This is a genomic window from Lysinibacillus sp. AR18-8, assembly GCF_001705465.1.
In the GTDB taxonomy this organism is placed as follows: domain Bacteria; phylum Bacillota; class Bacilli; order Bacillales_A; family Planococcaceae; genus Lysinibacillus; species Lysinibacillus capsici.
This window is the reverse complement of sequence record NZ_MDGU01000021.1, coordinates 1-17226: the sequence shown is the minus strand read 5'-3', so window position 1 is coordinate 17226 and position 17226 is coordinate 1. Positions and strand designations below refer to the sequence as shown.

Here is a 17226-nt window from a genome sequence, read left to right as displayed (position 1 = left end):
CACCTCTCCTTATACCGACTAGGGGTATATATTTTTGAAAATAAGAGAGTGCCACAGAAGCACTCTACAAATTTTATTTTACTTCATAGCCTTGATCATCAATTGTCTCTTTAATTTGATCAAGTGATACTTGTGCATCGTCAAATGCAACATCAACTAAACCTTCTGCTAAATTTACTTTTACTTGTTCAACACCAGCTAAAGCACCAACGTTTTTTTCAACCGCGTTTACACAATGACCACATGACATTCCTTGTACGTTTAATGTTACGTTTTGCATAATAAAATCTCTCCTTTTGTATGTTTTTAATCTATTTTTTCATTAACTTTTGAATCGTTATTACTAACTCATCTAATACTGCTTCATCGCCCTCTGATAGACGATCCACAACACAGCCCTTTAAATGACCTTCTAATAATATTTTTGCCACACTATTTAATGCAGATTGTGTAGCAGATAGTTGCGTAATAATATCATCACAGTAAACGTCTTTATCAATCATTCCCTTAATACCACGAATCTGACCTTCAATTCGATTTAAGCGAGTTGTTAAATCCTTTTTCACACGTTCAGGGTGATGACTTTTTCGGCAAGACGTAGCTTCCTCTGTATGACAAGCTTCTTCTTTTACTGTCTCCTCCATTCACTACACCTCCTATTTGTAATTATCATACTATACCCAAGAAGGGTATGCAAGTCATAAAAAATTTTATTTTTCATCGTGATGATGTTCATGGTCATTTTCTAATTTACATAAAATAGAATTATCATGTCGATGTAAGGATGTTTCTAATTGAATTGATACATGCTTAATGTCCTTATGTTGAAGATTATGTTCAATTTTCCGCAAGATATGCTCACTCTCAGCTATTTTCAATTGATCATTTACAACCGCATGACAGGATAATGCATTCGTTCCACTAGTAATTGTCCAGATGTGTAAATCGTGGATACTTTCTATTCCATCAGTCTGCTCTATTAACTGAATAATCTCCTGAACATCTACATTTGAAGGTGTCCCCTCCATTAAGACATGAATGGAGGCTTTTGTGACATGGTAGCCACTTCGTACGACCAATAATGCAACAATAACGCTTGCAAGAGGATCTGCCCAGCCCCAGCCAAAAAACATAATTAATAGTGCCGCAACAATAGCTCCTACAGACCCTAGCATATCACTTAGTACATGTAAAAATGCTCCGCGCATATTTAAATTATCCTTTGTATCACTTCCACGCATCATAATCCAGGCAACTAAAATGTTTACGAACAAACCAATTATACTAATTATAAGCATTCCAGTTGTAGCTACTTCTGGTGGGTTTGTAAATCGTTCAATTGCTTCATAGAAAATAAATAATGCGATTCCTATTAATGTAATGCCATTCAATACTGCAGCTAGAATCTCAAATCGTTTATAGCCGTATGTCTTACTATAGCTTGCAGCTTTTTCCCCAAACATAAAAGCTAACATTGCTATGCCTAAAGAGATAGAGTCGCTTAACATATGCCCTGCATCTGATAAAAGAGCCAAACTATTTGTTAAAAAGCCACCAATGGCTTCCACTACCATATACCCTGTAATAATAATAAACGACAGTAATAATACCTTTTTATTTGCACCATGTGTATGATCATGGCCATGGTCGTGTTGATGTCCCATTGTTATTCCCCCATTTCATTTTAGTTATGAGCCGCATGCTCAATAGCCTGCTTCAATAAATTCATAATGTGATCATCGTCCTTAGAATAATATATGGTTGTTCCTTCTCTCCTAAATTTCACCAATCTTAAATTTTTAAGAAAGCGTAATTGGTGGGAAACGGTTGATTGGCCTAAATCTAAAATTTCTGCAATATCATTAACAGAATGTTCATCTGAACAAAGTAAGTTTAAAATACGAATTCGTGTTGGATCACTCAAGGCTTTAAAAGTCTGAGATACTACAAATAATGTCTCTTCATCTAAATGCTGATCAATATTTTTTTGCATTTCTGAACTGTTTAATTTTTCATCCATAGAAGTTTACCCCATTCTTCAATATTTATATATGACCATGTGTTCATATATAAATATATATGGATATATAAGGAATGTCAACAAGTATTTATGCTTCGACATATTACATATCAATCGCTTACGCATGGCTGCAATGATTTTAGATGAATATAACATCCGAAAAGAAGTTAAAAGTAGCAATTACCAATTCAGCACGCTACACTACTGTTAAGGAGAGATATGAGTGGATATTTTTGACGCAGATCGTTTATTTATGAAACAAGCATTAGAGGAAGCTCAACAGGCTGCATTACTTGGGGAAGTACCAATTGGTGCAGTACTTGTTTATGAAGGAAAAATCATTGCACGTGCGCATAATTTAAGAGAAACAACGCAAAATGCAACAACACATGCGGAGCTGTTAGTGATTCAAGAAGCCTGCAAAAAAATAGGGAGTTGGCGACTGGAGGATACTACTCTTTATGTTACATTGGAGCCTTGTCCAATGTGTGCAGGAGCCATTCTCCAATCACGTGTACCCCGAGTTGTTTATGGGGCAAGAGATCAAAAAGCTGGCTGTGTAGATTCTCTTTACCATTTATTAAATGATGAACGCTTTAATCATGAATGTGATGTAACAGAAGGGATTTTAGCCGAGGAATGTGGTCAAATTTTAACAGACTTTTTTAAGGCATTACGAGACCGTAAAAAAGCTGAGAAAAAAGCACGATTAGCTTCCAACGATGTAAATGGTCTTTAAAGAAGGTGCCTCCTAATGAGACACCTTCTTTAATATTTAAGGGAATGGCGATATATATGAAATATGTCGTAGCAGCGACCATCTTCATAACTAATTTATTGAGCTTGAATAGTGGATTGTGTAAAAACACATTCTCCTTCGATATATGTAGCGAATGGTTTTACATGCATAAGCTGGTTATGTGAAAGCGTCAGCAAATCGTCTGTTAGTACAACAAAATTAGCTTCATAGCCCTCTTTTAACTGACCAACGTTCTCCATACGAATCATCGTCTTGGCATCAGCTGTGTATAGCTGTAATGCCTCCTCTACAGAGATTTTTTCTGCGGTACCTAAATCTGTTCCATCATAGGCTGTTCGTGTAACAGCTGCTTGTATCGTAACAAAGGGATTAGCCGCTTCTGCCCATGATGTAGCAGGCGCATCTGAAGAGAGCGCTGTCGCAATCCCCCTCTTGAGAAATGTTTGTACACCATATAATGTCTGTGTTTTTTCTAGCCCTAGATTCTCTAAATAACTCTCAATTTCACAAAATAAGAAGATGGGTTGTGGCACAAAGCCTATCCCCCATTCAGCAGCTTTTTGCAAGGCACTTTTAGATGGCATGGCTGCATGCTCAATACGAACAGACGGTGCATCTGTTAACCAAGCCTTTTCCTCATAAAATGTGTCGACAATTAGATCAATGGCTCTGTCCCCCATTGCATGAACCACTAATTGAATACCATATTCTTTTGCTACCGCAGCAGCCGCTAGCAGCTCCTCTTTCGAAGTCATCGCTATGCCTTTTTCATCACTTCCCAAAAATGGCTCAGAAACAAGTGCTGTACGGCCTGAAACACTGCCATCCGAAAATAGCTTAATGCCTCCGATATAGGCTCCTGCAGAACGATCAATAGTATTTGCTGTCAACAGCTCATATCGTTGAATATCTTCCCAGATATAATAAACTGCTACGCGTTGCTTAAAACCTTTTTCTCGGGCTTTACGATACAGGCCTAAATAATCAATTGGTGCTACCGTGGCCATTAATTCTGTAATACTTGTTACACCATAGGATGCCAAAGTTTGTGATAGCTTTAGAAGCCTTTTGACAATCTCTTCTTCAGATGGTGTAGGTAAATGCTGTAGTACTAGATTACGTGCATTTTCACGCAGTACGCCTGTAGGTTCTCCATTTTCATCCCGATCGATTTGTCCACCCTGTGGATCAAGCGTATCCTTCGTAATACCTGCGATTGCTAATGCTTTACTATTAACCGATATAATATGACCACATGTACGCATAACAATGACAGGTAACTCTGTAGAGGCACGGTCTAAGTCCTCTTTTAAAGGCGCTCTTTTTTCCTTTAGTTTCCCTTCATCATAGCCCCAGCCTAATAGCCATCCCCGCTGACTTGCATCATAGTTTGCTAATGCATTAATTATATCCTCAATAGAATAAATATATGGAGGTAAACAAGCCACTTGTTCCATAACATCCGCTAACATAATCGGATGCATATGAGCGTCAATAATCCCAGGAATAATGACCTTTCCTTGTAAATCTATTATTTCTCCCTGATAGGGGGGTAAATCTTCCTGTTGTCCAATCCAAAGTATCTTTCTTCCTTCGATTACCATAGCAGTTGCAGATGGCTGAATAGTATCTGCTGTATATATCTTTGCGTTACAAATAATTTGCATCATTTTTCAACTCCTATTTCTTCTATACCAAAAGTAGATTTTTCAGGATCTTCTGCTTTCAGCACCTTATGCAAAATAGTACCGATAATAAAGCCAACAATAGATGGCATAATCCAAGCAAATCCACTAGACTGCAATGGTAAATGCATGACCAACTGTGTCACACCAGGTATCGTAATTTCATAGCTAGCAAATGTTTCAACGACGCTTACTAGAAATGCAAATAGCACAGTTCCTTTATAGGCTCCTGCATTTGGGACAAAACGATCAAAGGCTCCCAGTAGCACAAGTACAATAATGACTGGATAAATTACCAAGAAAATCGGCAATGTAATTTCGACGATGGCACCTACACCTAAGGAGCCAATAGTTGCGCCTACTACACACATAATAAAGACCCACGTTCTATAGCCAAGCTTCTCTTTTGTTAGTTCATTTAAAAACTGTGAGGATATGACCATGACACCAATCGCTGATGTTAAGCAGGCAAAAACAACACATATAGCTAGTAACGCTTTACCCAAATTACCAATGACACTAAAGGCAATGCCCGCTAATAGTTCTGTATCACTGCCAGGATTTGTGATGATGCCACTACTTGTAGCCCCTAAATAGAGCAGGCCACCATATACTGCAATTAACCCTATTGCAGCAATAGCCATTCCACCAAGCGCGACCTTTTTAGATTGTTTCCCTTTATAGCCATAGCCCACTATTGCTGCTAAAAAGATTGGCGCACAAAGAATACCTGTTCCCACATCTCCTGTTTGATAGGCTGCTATTATGGAGTTGGCAAAAACCCTTTCTGCTCCTGTATTAATTGCCGCTCCTATTGGGTCTAATACCCCTTTACCAATGAGGATAATAAGTATAAGAACAAGAACAGGCGTCAACCATTTTCCAATCTTATCGATCACATTTGATTGGTCCATCGCAAAGTAAAAGCAAATCGCGAAAAATGCTAATACTGACACAATTAAAGGTACGTTCGGAATAATTTGTGATACTCCTAATTCATGAGTTGTCGCTGACATCCTCGGTATTGTGACAACCATCCCAATACAAACCATCATGACCGTATTAAAGGCTTTATAAAACCAATTTCCGATTGGTCTTGTGAGCGCTTCCACAGTTCCCCCAGTATTATAAATTGCATACACCGCAAGCACAGGTAAAATAACACCCGTTAAGCTAAAGCCCATCAGAGCGGAGATCCATGATTCCCCTGCACTATTTCCTATGGAAGGCGGAAATATTAAATTCCCAGCACCAAAAAATATAGCAAATAAGGCTAGCCCCACGATTATCGTATGCTGCACAACTTTAGACATATCCTCAACCCCTTTATAATCGTTTACAGAAGATTTATCTAAATAATAAAAAATTTAATAACACGAAAAAAGGAGATAAATTTTTATCCCCTTTTTGTAAAATTTTTTTTACAACAATTCATATTTTAAACACTTATATTTTAGTAATTGACGAGATATACCTAAACGTCTAGCTGTTTCCGCTAATCGTCCATCAGTTTCACGCAACTTTTCCGCTATAATTAGACGCTCGTAGGCTTCCGTTAAATCTCGTAAATGTCCAGATTGGTTGTTTTGCATGATCGATTGAGTTGAATGTTGAACATTTTTTTTAATCCTCTCTGGAACATGTTCAACAAGTATTTCATCCCCAAGCAAATTATTATATGCCGATTCAAGGGCATTTTTTAGTTCACGCACATTCCCCGGCCAATGATAGGCATAAAATAACTGAATTACTTCATTACAATAGCTTACATTTTTCTGTAGTGTATGTTCATTGTAAAATTGTATATAAAAATCAAGGATAAGTGGAATATCTTCCTTCCTTAATCTTAGCGGTGGCAAATCAATTTGAAGAACATTTAAGCGATAAAATAAGTCCTCGCGTAGCCTTTTTTCAGCTAATAGTTTGTCCACATCTTCATTGACAGTAGTAATATACCGTATATCCAAGGGCTCACCATTTAACACTTTTATATCTACCGCATGTAAAAGTTTCGCCTGCAAAGATATATCCAATAAATTAAGGTGGTCAATGAGTAGCGTCCCTCCATTAGCCTCCTGTAACTTTCCACTTTTTGCTTCATTGTCCGAGCCGTATAGCTGAGTAAATATATTATCCTCTGTTAATGTTGAGCAGTTCAAAGTAATAAACGGCTTTGTATAGCGTTCACTTTCATTGTGTATGCCTTGTGCGATTATATCTTTCCCAGTTCCAGTTTCCCCAGTTAGTAAAACTGGTGCACTTTTTTGAGCACTACGACGTGCCTTTTCAAGTTGAGTTTTCATTTCGGCGTTTGTTGTAATGTAATCCTCTAAACGATAGGTTGTATGATTATCTCGATATAATTTATGTCCCAGGAAATTGTCTAAGTATTTAATTTGCTTAGTTTCATAAAAATGTTTTGAAAATTCAATGGCACCAATGGCTTTTCCATGCTCCATAATGGGATAGGTCGAACTCAGTGATAAATAACTAAAACCGTTCAATGTTGTCAGTTGTTGTTCATAGTATAAAACTGGCTGCCCTGTTTGTATGACTTGAAAAACAGTACTTGTCTCAGGTGATAAATTTTGATAATTATCAGTCACTGTGCTGTGAAAAAATTCATCTGGTGTTAAGCCGATTTCCAATAATATATTTAAATCTGCTAAATCATAAAAGATTGCACAGCCTTTATCATCTGTAATTAAAACATTATCAAATTCACTGAAAGCCTGTGCAAATTGTTGCAATTCCATGAATTTCTCCCCCTTGTCCCCATGAATATTACCCATTATAACGAATTTTCAAAAATTATGAGAGATTTCAATTTTAGCAACACAAAAAAGCTATTTTAGAACATCCATAAAGGAATTGTCTAAAATAGCTTTATCTGTCGTTTATTTTGGTGCGATTATTTCTTTACCGCCCATATAAGGTCTTAAAACTTCAGGAATTACTACGCTGCCATCAGCTTGTTGGTAGTTTTCTAGAAGAGCAGCAACTGTACGGCCAATGGCAAGACCTGAGCCGTTTAATGTATGCACATATTCTGGTTTTGCATTTGGCTCACGACGGAAGCGGATATTTGCTCGTCGTGCCTGGAAATCCTCAAAGTTAGAGCAAGAAGAAATTTCACGGTACATGTTTTGTGCAGGAATCCAAACTTCTAAATCATATTTTTTCGCTGCAGTAAAACCTAAATCAGCTGTACACATTTTTAACTTACGATATGGTAAGCCTAGTAATTGTAATACTTTTTCTGCATGACTTGTTAATAGCTCTAATTGTTCGTATGACTCCTCTGGTTTTACAAAACGTACTAATTCTACTTTATTGAACTGGTGTTGACGAATTAAACCACGTGTATCACGACCTGCAGATCCCGCTTCTGAACGGAAGCAAGCACTATACGCTGCAAAGCCTTGTGGTAAAGCTTCAGCCGGTAAAATCTCATCTCGATAGAAGTTCGTTACTGGTACTTCTGCAGTTGGAATCATAAAATAATCTGTTTCCTCTAATTTGAATACATCTTCCTCAAATTTCGGAAGTTGCCCTGTACCTGTTAGGCTATCTCGATTAACAATGACAGGTGGTAGCATTTCCTCGTAACCATGCTCCTCTGCATGTAAATCCATCATGAATGTCATTAATGCTCGTTCTAAACGAGCACCAAGACCACGATAGAATAAGAAACGGCTACCTGTTACTTTCGCGCCACGTTCAAAGTCTACAATTTTTAAATCCGTAGCAAGGTCCCAGTGTGCTTTAATATCAAAATCAAATGTCGGAATTTCACCCCACGTATATTCTTCAACATTGTCGTCCTCTGTTGTGCCTACTGGTACAGATTCATGTGGGATGTTTGGTAAACGCATCATCATATCTTTAAAGCGTTCTTCAACATTATTTAATTGTACATCTAATTCTTTAATTTCATCGCCAACCTGACGCATACGAGCAATGACTTCATCAGCATTTTCTTTGTTGCGTTTCATAACTGAGATTTGTTCAGACACTTTATTGCGTTCTGCTTTTAATTCTTCTGTTTTGGCAATCAATTCACGACGTTTTGCATCTAAGTCTTCAAAGTCATCTAAGTTTCCCAAGTCTTCATTACGTGTTAATAACATCTCTTTAATTTCCGTGAAATTCTCACGGACGCGTTTAATATCTAACATCTTCATACCTCCAATAGTTTCTTCATGATGGAAAATCGTTGCAGCGAAATGAACACAAAAAAGCCCTCATCCCTAAAAAGGGACGAGAGCTACCCGCGTTGCCACCCTAATTGACTAGACATATTTCTGCCTAATCCACTTATTTCATAACGGCATTTCAGCCGGCTACAGCCTACTTCATTCACTTCGACTGTGCAACTCCAGGACGGATTCACAAGTGCTTTTATCAGCTTCCACCAACCGCTGACTCTCTAAAAAAAACGTGCTTGCTACTACTTCCCATCATCGTGTTCAGTTATTTAAAATTTAACCATACTGTACTATATGAAAACAAATTTTGCAAGTCATACCATAGAGGTTACAAAATATTCAAGAATTCGTGTATCCTCTGTTAATTCGGGATGAAACGAACAACCCAATAAATGGCCATCTTGTGCCAAGATTATTTTCCCTTCATGTTGTGCAAGAATTTCAACACCTTTACCTACCGCTTCAATATGAGGTGCACGAATAAATACTGCTGGAATCCCTACACCTACTTTAGGAATATCTAGTTGTACTTCGAAGCTATCCACCTGACGTCCATATGAGTTTCTTGCTACAGTCACGTCCATCACAGCCAAATGTGGTTCATCTTCAATTAGATCCTTGGCTAATAAAATTAATCCCGCACATGTACCAAGCATCGGTAATCCTTGCTGAGCAAGTCCACGAATTGGCTCTAGCAGATCAAATCGATCCAGCAATTTTCTCATTGTTGTGCTTTCTCCACCTGGTAACACAAGTCCATCTAGGTTTCCTAAATCCTTTCTTTGTTTTACTTGAATTGCTTCACAACCAAGAGCTTCTAACATTTGTATATGCTCACGAACTGCTCCTTGTAATGCTAATACACCAATTCGCTTCATGCTACCAACCTCGCTCTTGCATACGCTCGTTGTGTCCAAGCTGTGCAATATCAATCCCCTTCATTGGCACTCCGAGCTCTTTTGATATTTCCGCAATAAGCTTATAGTCTTTATAATGAGTAGTCGCCTCTACAATGGCACGTGCAAATTTTTCAGGGTTCTCAGATTTAAAAATACCTGAACCAACGAAAACGCCATCAGCTCCAAGTTCCATCATTAAGGCTGCATCAGCAGGCGTTGCCACTCCTCCTGCTGCGAAGTTTACTACTGGTAAACGACCAATACGTTTAATTTCTCTTAATAACTCAAAAGGAGCTCCTAGTAATTTCGCCTCTGTCATTAATTCATCCTCTGTCATTCCTACGACTTTACGAACCTGTGCATTTACTTTACGAATATGGCGAACGGCCTCCACAATATTCCCTGTACCTGGTTCACCTTTAGTTCGTAACATCGAGGCACCTTCCCCGATACGACGGGCTGCCTCCCCTAAATCGCGACAGCCACACACAAACGGTACTGTGTATTCACTTTTTAATAAATGGTACTCTTCATCTGCTGGTGTTAAAACTTCACTTTCATCAATATAATCAACACCCATTGCTTCTAAGACACGTGCTTCAACAATATGACCAATACGTGCTTTGGCCATCACAGGAATAGTTACAGCCCCCATCACTCCCTCAACAATACGAGGATCGGCCATGCGTGCAACGCCACCTGCTTTCCGAATATCTGACGGTACTCTTTCTAATGCCATAACTGCTACAGCACCTGCAGCTTCTGCAATTTTTGCTTGCTCTGCATTAATGACATCCATAATGACGCCGCCTTTTTGCATTTCTGCCATTCCACGCTTTACTAGCTCTGTACCTGTTTGTTTCATTTTCTAACCTCCACCTTTATGATGAAGTTTAGTATAATAGAAATTGACCATATCAAAATATCCAGTTTTTAAAATATTTATAGGGTCAGGAGGTTCCAGATCATGGATATGCTTTTATTCCAGCTTGAAAGAGATAGTGATAAACCGCTTTATGATCAGCTTTATAACGGTATTAAAGAAGCTATTATTTCTAAAAAAATAACTGTAGGAGAAAAACTGCCTTCAAAAAGAAAATTAGCTGATTTTTTAAACATTTCCCAAACAACAATTGAAATTGCCTATGCTCAGCTTTTAGCTGAAGGCTATATTATGTCCAAATCACGTATTGGCTATTTTGTAGAAGAAATAGATGAACTGCCCTACATTCAACAAGATACTGTGGCGTCCATTAATGAACATCCTAAGAAAAAGTCTTACAAAATCGATTTTAATCCAGGATCTATTGATATCGATGCTTTTCCATTTCAAACATGGAGAAAGTATGCAAAAGAGCTTTTTGACGATACCTCAAAGGAGCTATTATTAACAGGGGAACCACAAGGTGAACTGTCTTTACGCACAGAGATTGCTAATTATTTATATCAATCCCGTGGTGTTGTATGCCACCCTGAACAAATTGTTATTGGTTCAGGGACGGAGCAGCTCCTCCCTATGATTCTCCGTCTTTTTAGTGAGGACACCAGCTTTGCATTAGAAAACCCAGGATACCCTGCCGTCCATCGAATGTTTTCGCAGCATAAACGAAAAGTTTATCCAATTGCAGTTGATGAAGAGGGCATAATTATTCATGATCTTGAAGAAACAAATGCTAATGTTGTGTATATTACACCCTCACATCAATTCCCAACTGGGGCTGTATTATCTGCTACAAGACGAGCACAAGCTTTAAATTGGGCGGCACAAAGCACCTCTCGTTATATTATTGAGGATGATTATGATTCGGAATTTCGTTATGCTGGAAAACCAATTCCTGCCCTACACGCACTAGATCGAAACGATAAAGTTATTTACATGAGTACTTTTACTAAATCTTTAATGCCATCCTTGCGAGTAGCTTATTTTGTACTTCCACCTAAACTACTTGCTACTTATAACGATGTCTTTAATTATTACTCATCAACCGTGCCTCGTTTTGATCAGCATATTGTGGCAAATTTTATGGGTGATGGGCATTTTGCAAAACATCTCAATCGTATGCGTAAAATTTATCGTAAAAAACATGATAAACTAACTTCTATTTTAGAAAAATATTCATCATCCATTAACATTACTGGTGAACAAGCGGGTATGCATATTTTATTAGAGGTTCAACACACATTTTCAGAAAAACAATTACAACAGCTCGCCTCTCAAGCAGAAATCGGTATTTATCCATTATCAGCCTATAGACTAGATCATTATGAATCTTCACAAGCTCAATTTTTATTAGGTTTTGGAGGGATTCCCGTACAAGCAATCGAATCATCCATTGAGCAGTTGATGGATTGCTGGAGTATACAAAAAAATGACCCATCTACGTAGATGGGTCGTTTTATATTAAGTCTCAATTAATTGAATTTGATAATGCTCAAACCAAGTATGAATTTGCCCTAGATAAGCTAAAAGCTGGGGACCTGCCATTAATTGCCCATACCACGGAACCTTAAAAGAGCTACCTCCCGATTCAATTAACTCCGCAAGCTTTTGTCGTTCAAATAGTTCATGCAAAATTGAATTTTTATCATGTAGAATTTCCTTCAACCATTTTTGCACTCCTGCTGTATAGATAGGATGATATGTTTTTGGATAAGGATTTTTTTTACGATATAACACTTCATTCGGCAATAGATGTGACATTGATTTTCGAAGTAATCCTTTTTCTATTCCATCTAAATTCTTCATTTCCCACGGAATATTCCAGGCATATTCTACAAGCCGATGATCTGCAAAAGGGACACGTACCTCTAAACTTGCCCCCATACTCATACGATCCTTCCGCTCTAATAATGTTTGCATAAACCATAGCATATTTAAGTAGGACATTTCACGATGCTTTGCCTCTGCTAGACCTTCTCCATCTAGCAAAGGAACTTCAGCTATTGTTTGTGTATATAGTTGTTGTGCATAGGCTTCAATTTTTAATTTTTTGTTCCACTTCTCTTGGAGTAATGCACTTCTTTCAGACAATGAACGGATCCAAGGGAAACCAGTAGTCCTATCTTTAAACCATGGATAACCACCAAAAATTTCATCTGCACACTCTCCTGATAGCGCTACAGTAAATTCCCTTTTTATTTCACGACAAAACCATAATAACGAAGAATCTACATCTGCCATACCTGGGGAATCACGAACAATGACCGATTCCACTAATAAATCAATTAACTGTTGCTGAGTGATTTCCTCTGCGTGGTGAGCTGTCTTGAAAGTTTCTGTCATTTTTTGAATCCAGTACGTATCCGTGGAGGTCTGGAAAGAATGTGGGTTAAAGAAGCGCTCATTATCTTCATAATCAATAGAATACGTATGCAATTGATGGTTTTGCTGTTGGAATCTATTTGCTGCAATGCCTGTAATAATACTGGAATCTAGTCCTCCTGAAAGAAACGTACAAATGGGTACATCCGAAACTAGCTGACGTTCTATAGCATCCGTTAACAAAAAACCAACATGTTCAATTGTTTCTCCTAATGTTTCTTCATGTCTACGGCTTTGTAGTTGCCAATACGGCCACTTTCTTAAACCTTCTTCTCTAGAGAATCGCATAGCATAGCCAGGTCGTAATTCTTCAATATTTTGAAAAAGGGTTTTACCTGGCGCTCTAGAAGGTCCTACAGCCATCATACTTGCCAACCCTTCAACATTTACACATGCTTGAACCGTAGGGTGTGCTAGCAGAGCCTTCACCTCAGATGCAAAAAGTACACCTTCTTGTTGCTCTGTATAATACAAGGGTTTTACGCCTAGTCGGTCTCGACACAAAAATAAAGACTGTGTTTGCTCATCCCAAATACCGAAGGCAAAAATACCATTTAGAAATTCTACACACTGCTCTTTCCATTCAATATAGGCAGTTAATAGTACTTCAGTATCCGATTGTGTTGTAAAGCTGTGCCCTCTTTTTTGAAGTTCCTTACGTAGCTCCTCTGTATTATAAAGTTCGCCATTATATGTAATGACATAGTTCAAACCATCATGGATTTTTTTCATTGGCTGTTTGCCACCGATTAAATCAATAACAGCCAACCGTCGATGGCCAAATGCAATATGCTCACTACACCAAATATTTTCATCATCTGGCCCTCTCTTATTTAATGTTTGCGTCATCGATTTTAATATTGTGTCACTTGTTCTTAAGTCCTTTTGAAAACTAGCCCAGCCTGTAATGCCACACATTTAGCCACATCCTTTCGCCTATTAGCGTATGCTATAGCGTGTAAAAATGTGAAAAAGCACATGAATGCTTAAGTGCATTCATGTGCTCGTATTTAAATATTAAAACAATCCACCAACAAAGTCTGTAATGCCTCCCCATAAATTACCGAAGAAGTTACCTACACCTTGGAAGAACAATGAGATACCGCTAGCACGCTCTACAGCCTCTGTTGTGACAACATCGGATGAAATATCCTTGCCATCGATAAAGCCGTAATCTGTGCCTTCTGTGCGTTCAATAACGACCTTTCCTACAACAGTGCCTTTTTTAACGTCTGCCTCTAAACTCTTTTTATCTAAAACCAATGTAGGTTTATATAAGTCTTTATCAGAAGACTTAATCATAAATGAAATTGGTTCTTTTACTGCAATCGATACTTTGTCTTCTTTACCTTTTGTCACTTTAACTGTTTTTTGATCTTTGAATGTATAGTTCCCTGGTAAAATTTCTTGCTTTGAGAATTGTGAAAAGCCGTAGTTAAATAATTTCGCTGTGGCATCAAAGCGAGCTTCATAGGACCCTTGTCCATTTGCATCAACAGCTTTCATTACAACTGCAATCAAACGAGTACCATTGCGCTCTGCAGTACCTGTGAAGCAGTGACCTGCAAAGTTTGTTGTACCTGTCTTTAATCCATCTACACCTTGATATTCATACACTAATCCCGGTAACATAAAGTTCCAGTTAGACATTTTAATTGCATCTTCTGTTCCTTCACGGAATGTCTTTTTTGCAATTTTAGATGTTTCTAATACCTTTGGGTGATCTTTTAATAAATGATATGCTAATTTTGCTACAGATTTTGCAGGCATCACATTCTCATCTTCTGGGCCTGTGCCTGATGGATGCATACCAAATAAATCAGCATTATTAAGACCAGTAGAGTTGACAAATTTATAGCCCTCTAAACCAAGTTCTTCTGCTTTTTTATTCATTAACTTTAAAAATTCAGTTTCAGAACCTGCGATCGTTTCAGCAATAGCTACGGTTGCTGCATTTGCTGAATAGATTGCCATTGCCTCGTATAACTCACGAATCGTATAAGAGCCATCTCTACGTAAAGGTACATTACTTAATGCACGATTTTGAGACATACGATACGTATAATCTGTTACGTGATATTCTTGATCCCATTTAACTTTCCCTGCATCAATCGCGTCCAATAACAGGTATTCAGTCATCATCTTTGTCATACTTGCAATACCTAGTGAAGTATCTGCATTTTGTTCAAATAAAATTTTCCCTGAATCTGCATCAATTAAAATCGCAGCATCCACTGTTAATCCTAAATCTGTTTCCGCATTTGCCTTTGCAGGAATACCTGCAAAAATACTAAATAATAAAACAGGAATTAGGAGTAAGCATAATACGGTGTTCATTTTCTTTTTCACCTTTAAAGCCCTCCAAAAAATAATCTTGTCCTCGACATTTTATCATAGATAACAACAAACGTGTTGACTCTCTACCATAAAAAAATGCTCTCGCGCCATCTTTGTAGACGATGCGAAAGCATAAAAGTTGCAAGTAATATATTACATGGAATAGTTTGGTGATTCTTTTGTAATCTGTACATCATGTGGATGTGATTCACGAAGACCAGCACCTGTCATTCTAACAAATTGTGCATTCTCGCGTAGGTGCTCCAGATGTGGAGCTCCACAATAACCCATTCCAGCGCGAATACCACCAATCAGTTGGTAGATTGTATCAGCTAATGGTCCTTTATAAGGAAGACGGCCTTCAATACCTTCAGGTACTAATTTTTTTGCATCCTCTTGGAAGTAACGATCTTTAGAACCTTTTTCCATTGCGCCGATAGAACCCATACCACGATAAACTTTAAAGCGACGGCCTTGGAAGATTTCTGTTTCTCCAGGAGATTCAGATGTACCTGCTAGAAGAGAACCAAGCATTACAACGTTGCCTCCAGCTGCTAGAGCTTTTACGATATCACCAGAGTATTTAATACCACCATCAGCAATTATTGTTTTACCTAGCTCACGAGCTACTGTAGCACAATCATATACTGCTGTAATTTGTGGTACACCTACACCTGCTACAACACGTGTAGTACAAATAGAACCAGGACCGATACCTACTTTAACAACATCTGCTCCTGCTTCAAATAATGCACGTGCGCCTTCTCCTGTAGCAACATTACCAGCGATGATTTCTAGCTCAGGGTAAGTCTCACGGATTGAGCGAATTGTTTGTAATACGCCTTCTGAATGACCATGGGCCGTATCGATTACAACAATGTCAACTTGTGCTTCAACAAGCTTCTCAATACGTACCATCGTATCTTTTGATACACCAACTGCCGCGCCTACTAGTAAACGGCCATGTGTATCTTTCGCAGCATTCGGGAATTCAATCACTTTCTCGATATCCTTAATTGTAATAAGTCCAGTTAATCTACCTTCTTCATCTACAATTGGAAGCTTTTCGATTTTATATTGTTGAAGAATTTTTTCAGCATCCTCTAAAGTCGTTCCCACTGGTGCTGTAATCAAATCTTCTTTCGTCATTACATCTTCAATTTTTAAAGAGTAGTCAGAGATAAAACGTAAATCACGGTTTGTAATAATCCCTACTAGCTTTTGATTTTCCATACTATCAACAATAGGAACACCAGAGATTCGGTATTTACCCATTAGATGCTCAGCATCGAAAACTTGATGTGTCGGAGTTAAGAAGAATGGGTTTGTAATAACACCATTTTCAGAACGTTTTACTTTTTCTACTTGTTCAGCTTGCTCATCAATCCCCATGTTTTTATGGATAATACCGATACCGCCTTGACGTGCCATAGCAATCGCCATTTTAGACTCTGTAACTGTATCCATACCTGCGCTGACCATTGGGATGTTTAATTTAATCTTTGGTGTTAATTGAACAGATAAATCAACATCTTTCGGTAGTACTTCGGAATGAGCTGGTACTAATAATACATCATCAAAAGTTAAACCTTCTTTGGCAAATTTAGTCTCCCACATTTTCGTAACTTCCTCCTATAGTTAAAAGAATATTAATTGTAAGATTAACAACGTGGACTGCTACTGTCAAGGAACTTATAAAAGAAAGACAATTCAGATTTTTAACAAATAACAATTAAGATAAACAATACAAATAATTAACTACATTTTCGAGGCATTTATTTGCATTTTTTAAATTCAGAAAACACTTTTGAACAATCTCTTTAGTAGAGTTAAAAGTTATCAAAAGAGAAAGTAAAAAAACAGTCAGCGCACAGCTGACTGTTTTGTTGCCTAGCGACGTCCTGTCTCTTATACACATCTGACGCTGCCGACGATCTTACGCGTGTAGATCTCGGCGGTCCCCGCGTCACTTAACAAAAAAACAACACACGCAAA

General features: G+C 38.0%; 15 protein-coding genes and 1 other annotated feature. Of the genes, 2 read left to right on the top strand and 13 right to left on the bottom strand.

Annotation, left to right across the window (positions count from 1 at the left end; translation table 11 throughout):
• Nucleotides 1–73 precede the first annotated feature (73 nt).
• The 4 genes from copZ to BFM98_RS15905 all read right to left on the bottom strand — a co-directional run bounded on the left by copZ (nt 74) and on the right by BFM98_RS15905 (nt 2020).
• Complete coding sequence (copZ, locus tag BFM98_RS15920; protein ID WP_036121975.1) at nt 74–280, bottom strand: copper chaperone CopZ; 207 nt, start codon at nt 278–280, stop codon at nt 74–76.
• A 31-nt stretch (nt 281–311) separates the two neighbouring features.
• The gene (locus tag BFM98_RS15915) at nt 312–644 is read right to left on the bottom strand and encodes a metal-sensing transcriptional repressor (RefSeq protein WP_048390994.1); all 333 of its coding nucleotides are present in this window, start codon (nt 642–644) and stop codon (nt 312–314) included.
• Between the two features lie 66 nt (nt 645–710).
• Entirely contained in the window at nt 711–1664 is a 954-nt protein-coding gene (locus tag BFM98_RS15910; protein ID WP_066037878.1) for a cation diffusion facilitator family transporter, read from the bottom strand.
• 20 nt (nt 1665–1684) lie between these two features.
• Entirely contained in the window at nt 1685–2020 is a 336-nt protein-coding gene (locus BFM98_RS15905) for an ArsR/SmtB family transcription factor (protein ID WP_004233978.1), read from the bottom strand.
• Between the two features lie 223 nt (nt 2021–2243).
• Here BFM98_RS15905 and tadA point away from each other — a divergent pair, with 223 nt between their 5' ends.
• Entirely contained in the window at nt 2244–2759 is a 516-nt protein-coding gene (tadA, locus tag BFM98_RS15900; RefSeq protein ID WP_081010911.1) for a tRNA adenosine(34) deaminase TadA, read from the top strand.
• A 95-nt stretch (nt 2760–2854) separates the two neighbouring features.
• Here the strand turns inward: tadA and BFM98_RS15895 are convergent, their stop codons facing one another.
• The 6 genes from BFM98_RS15895 to pdxS all read right to left on the bottom strand — a co-directional run bounded on the left by BFM98_RS15895 (nt 2855) and on the right by pdxS (nt 10437).
• On the bottom strand, nt 2855–4450 hold the full coding sequence (locus BFM98_RS15895) for an amidohydrolase (RefSeq protein WP_066037877.1): 1596 nt from the start codon (nt 4448–4450) through the stop codon (nt 2855–2857).
• The gene (brnQ, locus tag BFM98_RS15890; RefSeq protein WP_054548497.1) at nt 4447–5778 is read right to left on the bottom strand and encodes a branched-chain amino acid transport system II carrier protein; all 1332 of its coding nucleotides are present in this window, start codon (nt 5776–5778) and stop codon (nt 4447–4449) included. The genes BFM98_RS15895 and brnQ overlap by 4 nt, the downstream gene beginning before the upstream one ends.
• 108 nt (nt 5779–5886) lie before the next feature.
• Nucleotides 5887–7221: a sigma 54-interacting transcriptional regulator gene (locus BFM98_RS15885; RefSeq protein WP_054548498.1), complete on the bottom strand. Its 1335-nt coding sequence runs from the start codon at nt 7219–7221 to the stop codon at nt 5887–5889.
• Nucleotides 7222–7362: 141 nt separating this feature from the next.
• A complete protein-coding gene (gene serS / locus BFM98_RS15880) occupies nt 7363–8643 on the bottom strand; it encodes a serine--tRNA ligase (RefSeq protein ID WP_066037876.1) in 1281 nt (426 codons plus the stop codon).
• A 75-nt stretch (nt 8644–8718) separates the two neighbouring features.
• Nucleotides 8719–8938, bottom strand: a binding site (T-box leader).
• A 49-nt stretch (nt 8939–8987) separates the two neighbouring features.
• Nucleotides 8988–9551: a pyridoxal 5'-phosphate synthase glutaminase subunit PdxT gene (pdxT, locus tag BFM98_RS15875; RefSeq protein ID WP_066037875.1), complete on the bottom strand. Its 564-nt coding sequence runs from the start codon at nt 9549–9551 to the stop codon at nt 8988–8990.
• 1 nt (nt 9552) lies between these two features.
• Complete coding sequence (gene pdxS / locus BFM98_RS15870; protein WP_066037874.1) at nt 9553–10437, bottom strand: pyridoxal 5'-phosphate synthase lyase subunit PdxS; 885 nt, start codon at nt 10435–10437, stop codon at nt 9553–9555.
• Between the two features lie 102 nt (nt 10438–10539).
• Here pdxS and pdxR point away from each other — a divergent pair, with 102 nt between their 5' ends.
• A complete protein-coding gene (gene pdxR / locus BFM98_RS15865) occupies nt 10540–11958 on the top strand; it encodes a MocR-like pyridoxine biosynthesis transcription factor PdxR (RefSeq protein WP_083225388.1) in 1419 nt (472 codons plus the stop codon).
• Between the two features lie 15 nt (nt 11959–11973).
• On the opposite strand, the gene asnB is transcribed toward pdxR, so the two are convergent.
• The 3 genes from asnB to guaB form a co-directional block, all read right to left on the bottom strand.
• Nucleotides 11974–13812 carry an asparagine synthase (glutamine-hydrolyzing) gene (asnB, locus tag BFM98_RS15860; RefSeq protein WP_066037873.1) on the bottom strand — a complete coding sequence of 613 codons (1839 nt, stop codon included), beginning with the start codon at nt 13810–13812 and terminating at the stop codon, nt 11974–11976.
• A gap of 99 nt (nt 13813–13911) precedes the next feature.
• Entirely contained in the window at nt 13912–15243 is a 1332-nt protein-coding gene (locus tag BFM98_RS15855; protein ID WP_083225387.1) for a D-alanyl-D-alanine carboxypeptidase family protein, read from the bottom strand.
• 141 nt (nt 15244–15384) lie between these two features.
• On the bottom strand, nt 15385–16848 hold the full coding sequence (guaB, locus tag BFM98_RS15850) for an IMP dehydrogenase (RefSeq protein ID WP_004233999.1): 1464 nt from the start codon (nt 16846–16848) through the stop codon (nt 15385–15387).
• Nucleotides 16849–17226 lie beyond the last annotated feature (378 nt).

Excerpts from the sequence above, each read along its gene's own strand:
- copZ (WP_036121975.1), bottom strand. The coding sequence starts at position 280 with ATGCAAAACGTAACATTAAACGTACAAGGAATGTCATGTGGTCATTGT.
- BFM98_RS15915 (WP_048390994.1), bottom strand. The coding sequence starts at position 644 with ATGGAGGAGACAGTAAAAGAAGAAGCTTGTCATACAGAGGAAGCTACG.
- BFM98_RS15910 (WP_066037878.1), bottom strand. The coding sequence starts at position 1,664 with ATGGGACATCAACACGACCATGGCCATGATCATACACATGGTGCAAAT.
- BFM98_RS15905 (WP_004233978.1), bottom strand. The coding sequence starts at position 2,020 with ATGGATGAAAAATTAAACAGTTCAGAAATGCAAAAAAATATTGATCAG.
- BFM98_RS15895 (WP_066037877.1), bottom strand. The coding sequence starts at position 4,450 with ATGATGCAAATTATTTGTAACGCAAAGATATATACAGCAGATACTATT.
- brnQ (WP_054548497.1), bottom strand. The coding sequence starts at position 5,778 with ATGTCTAAAGTTGTGCAGCATACGATAATCGTGGGGCTAGCCTTATTT.
- BFM98_RS15885 (WP_054548498.1), bottom strand. The coding sequence starts at position 7,221 with ATGGAATTGCAACAATTTGCACAGGCTTTCAGTGAATTTGATAATGTT.
- serS (WP_066037876.1), bottom strand. The coding sequence starts at position 8,643 with ATGTTAGATATTAAACGCGTCCGTGAGAATTTCACGGAAATTAAAGAG.
- pdxT (WP_066037875.1), bottom strand. The coding sequence starts at position 9,551 with ATGAAGCGAATTGGTGTATTAGCATTACAAGGAGCAGTTCGTGAGCAT.
- pdxS (WP_066037874.1), bottom strand. The coding sequence starts at position 10,437 with ATGAAACAAACAGGTACAGAGCTAGTAAAGCGTGGAATGGCAGAAATG.
- pdxR (WP_083225388.1), top strand. The coding sequence starts at position 10,540 with ATGGATATGCTTTTATTCCAGCTTGAAAGAGATAGTGATAAACCGCTT.
- asnB (WP_066037873.1), bottom strand. The coding sequence starts at position 13,812 with ATGTGTGGCATTACAGGCTGGGCTAGTTTTCAAAAGGACTTAAGAACA.
- guaB (WP_004233999.1), bottom strand. The coding sequence starts at position 16,848 with ATGTGGGAGACTAAATTTGCCAAAGAAGGTTTAACTTTTGATGATGTA.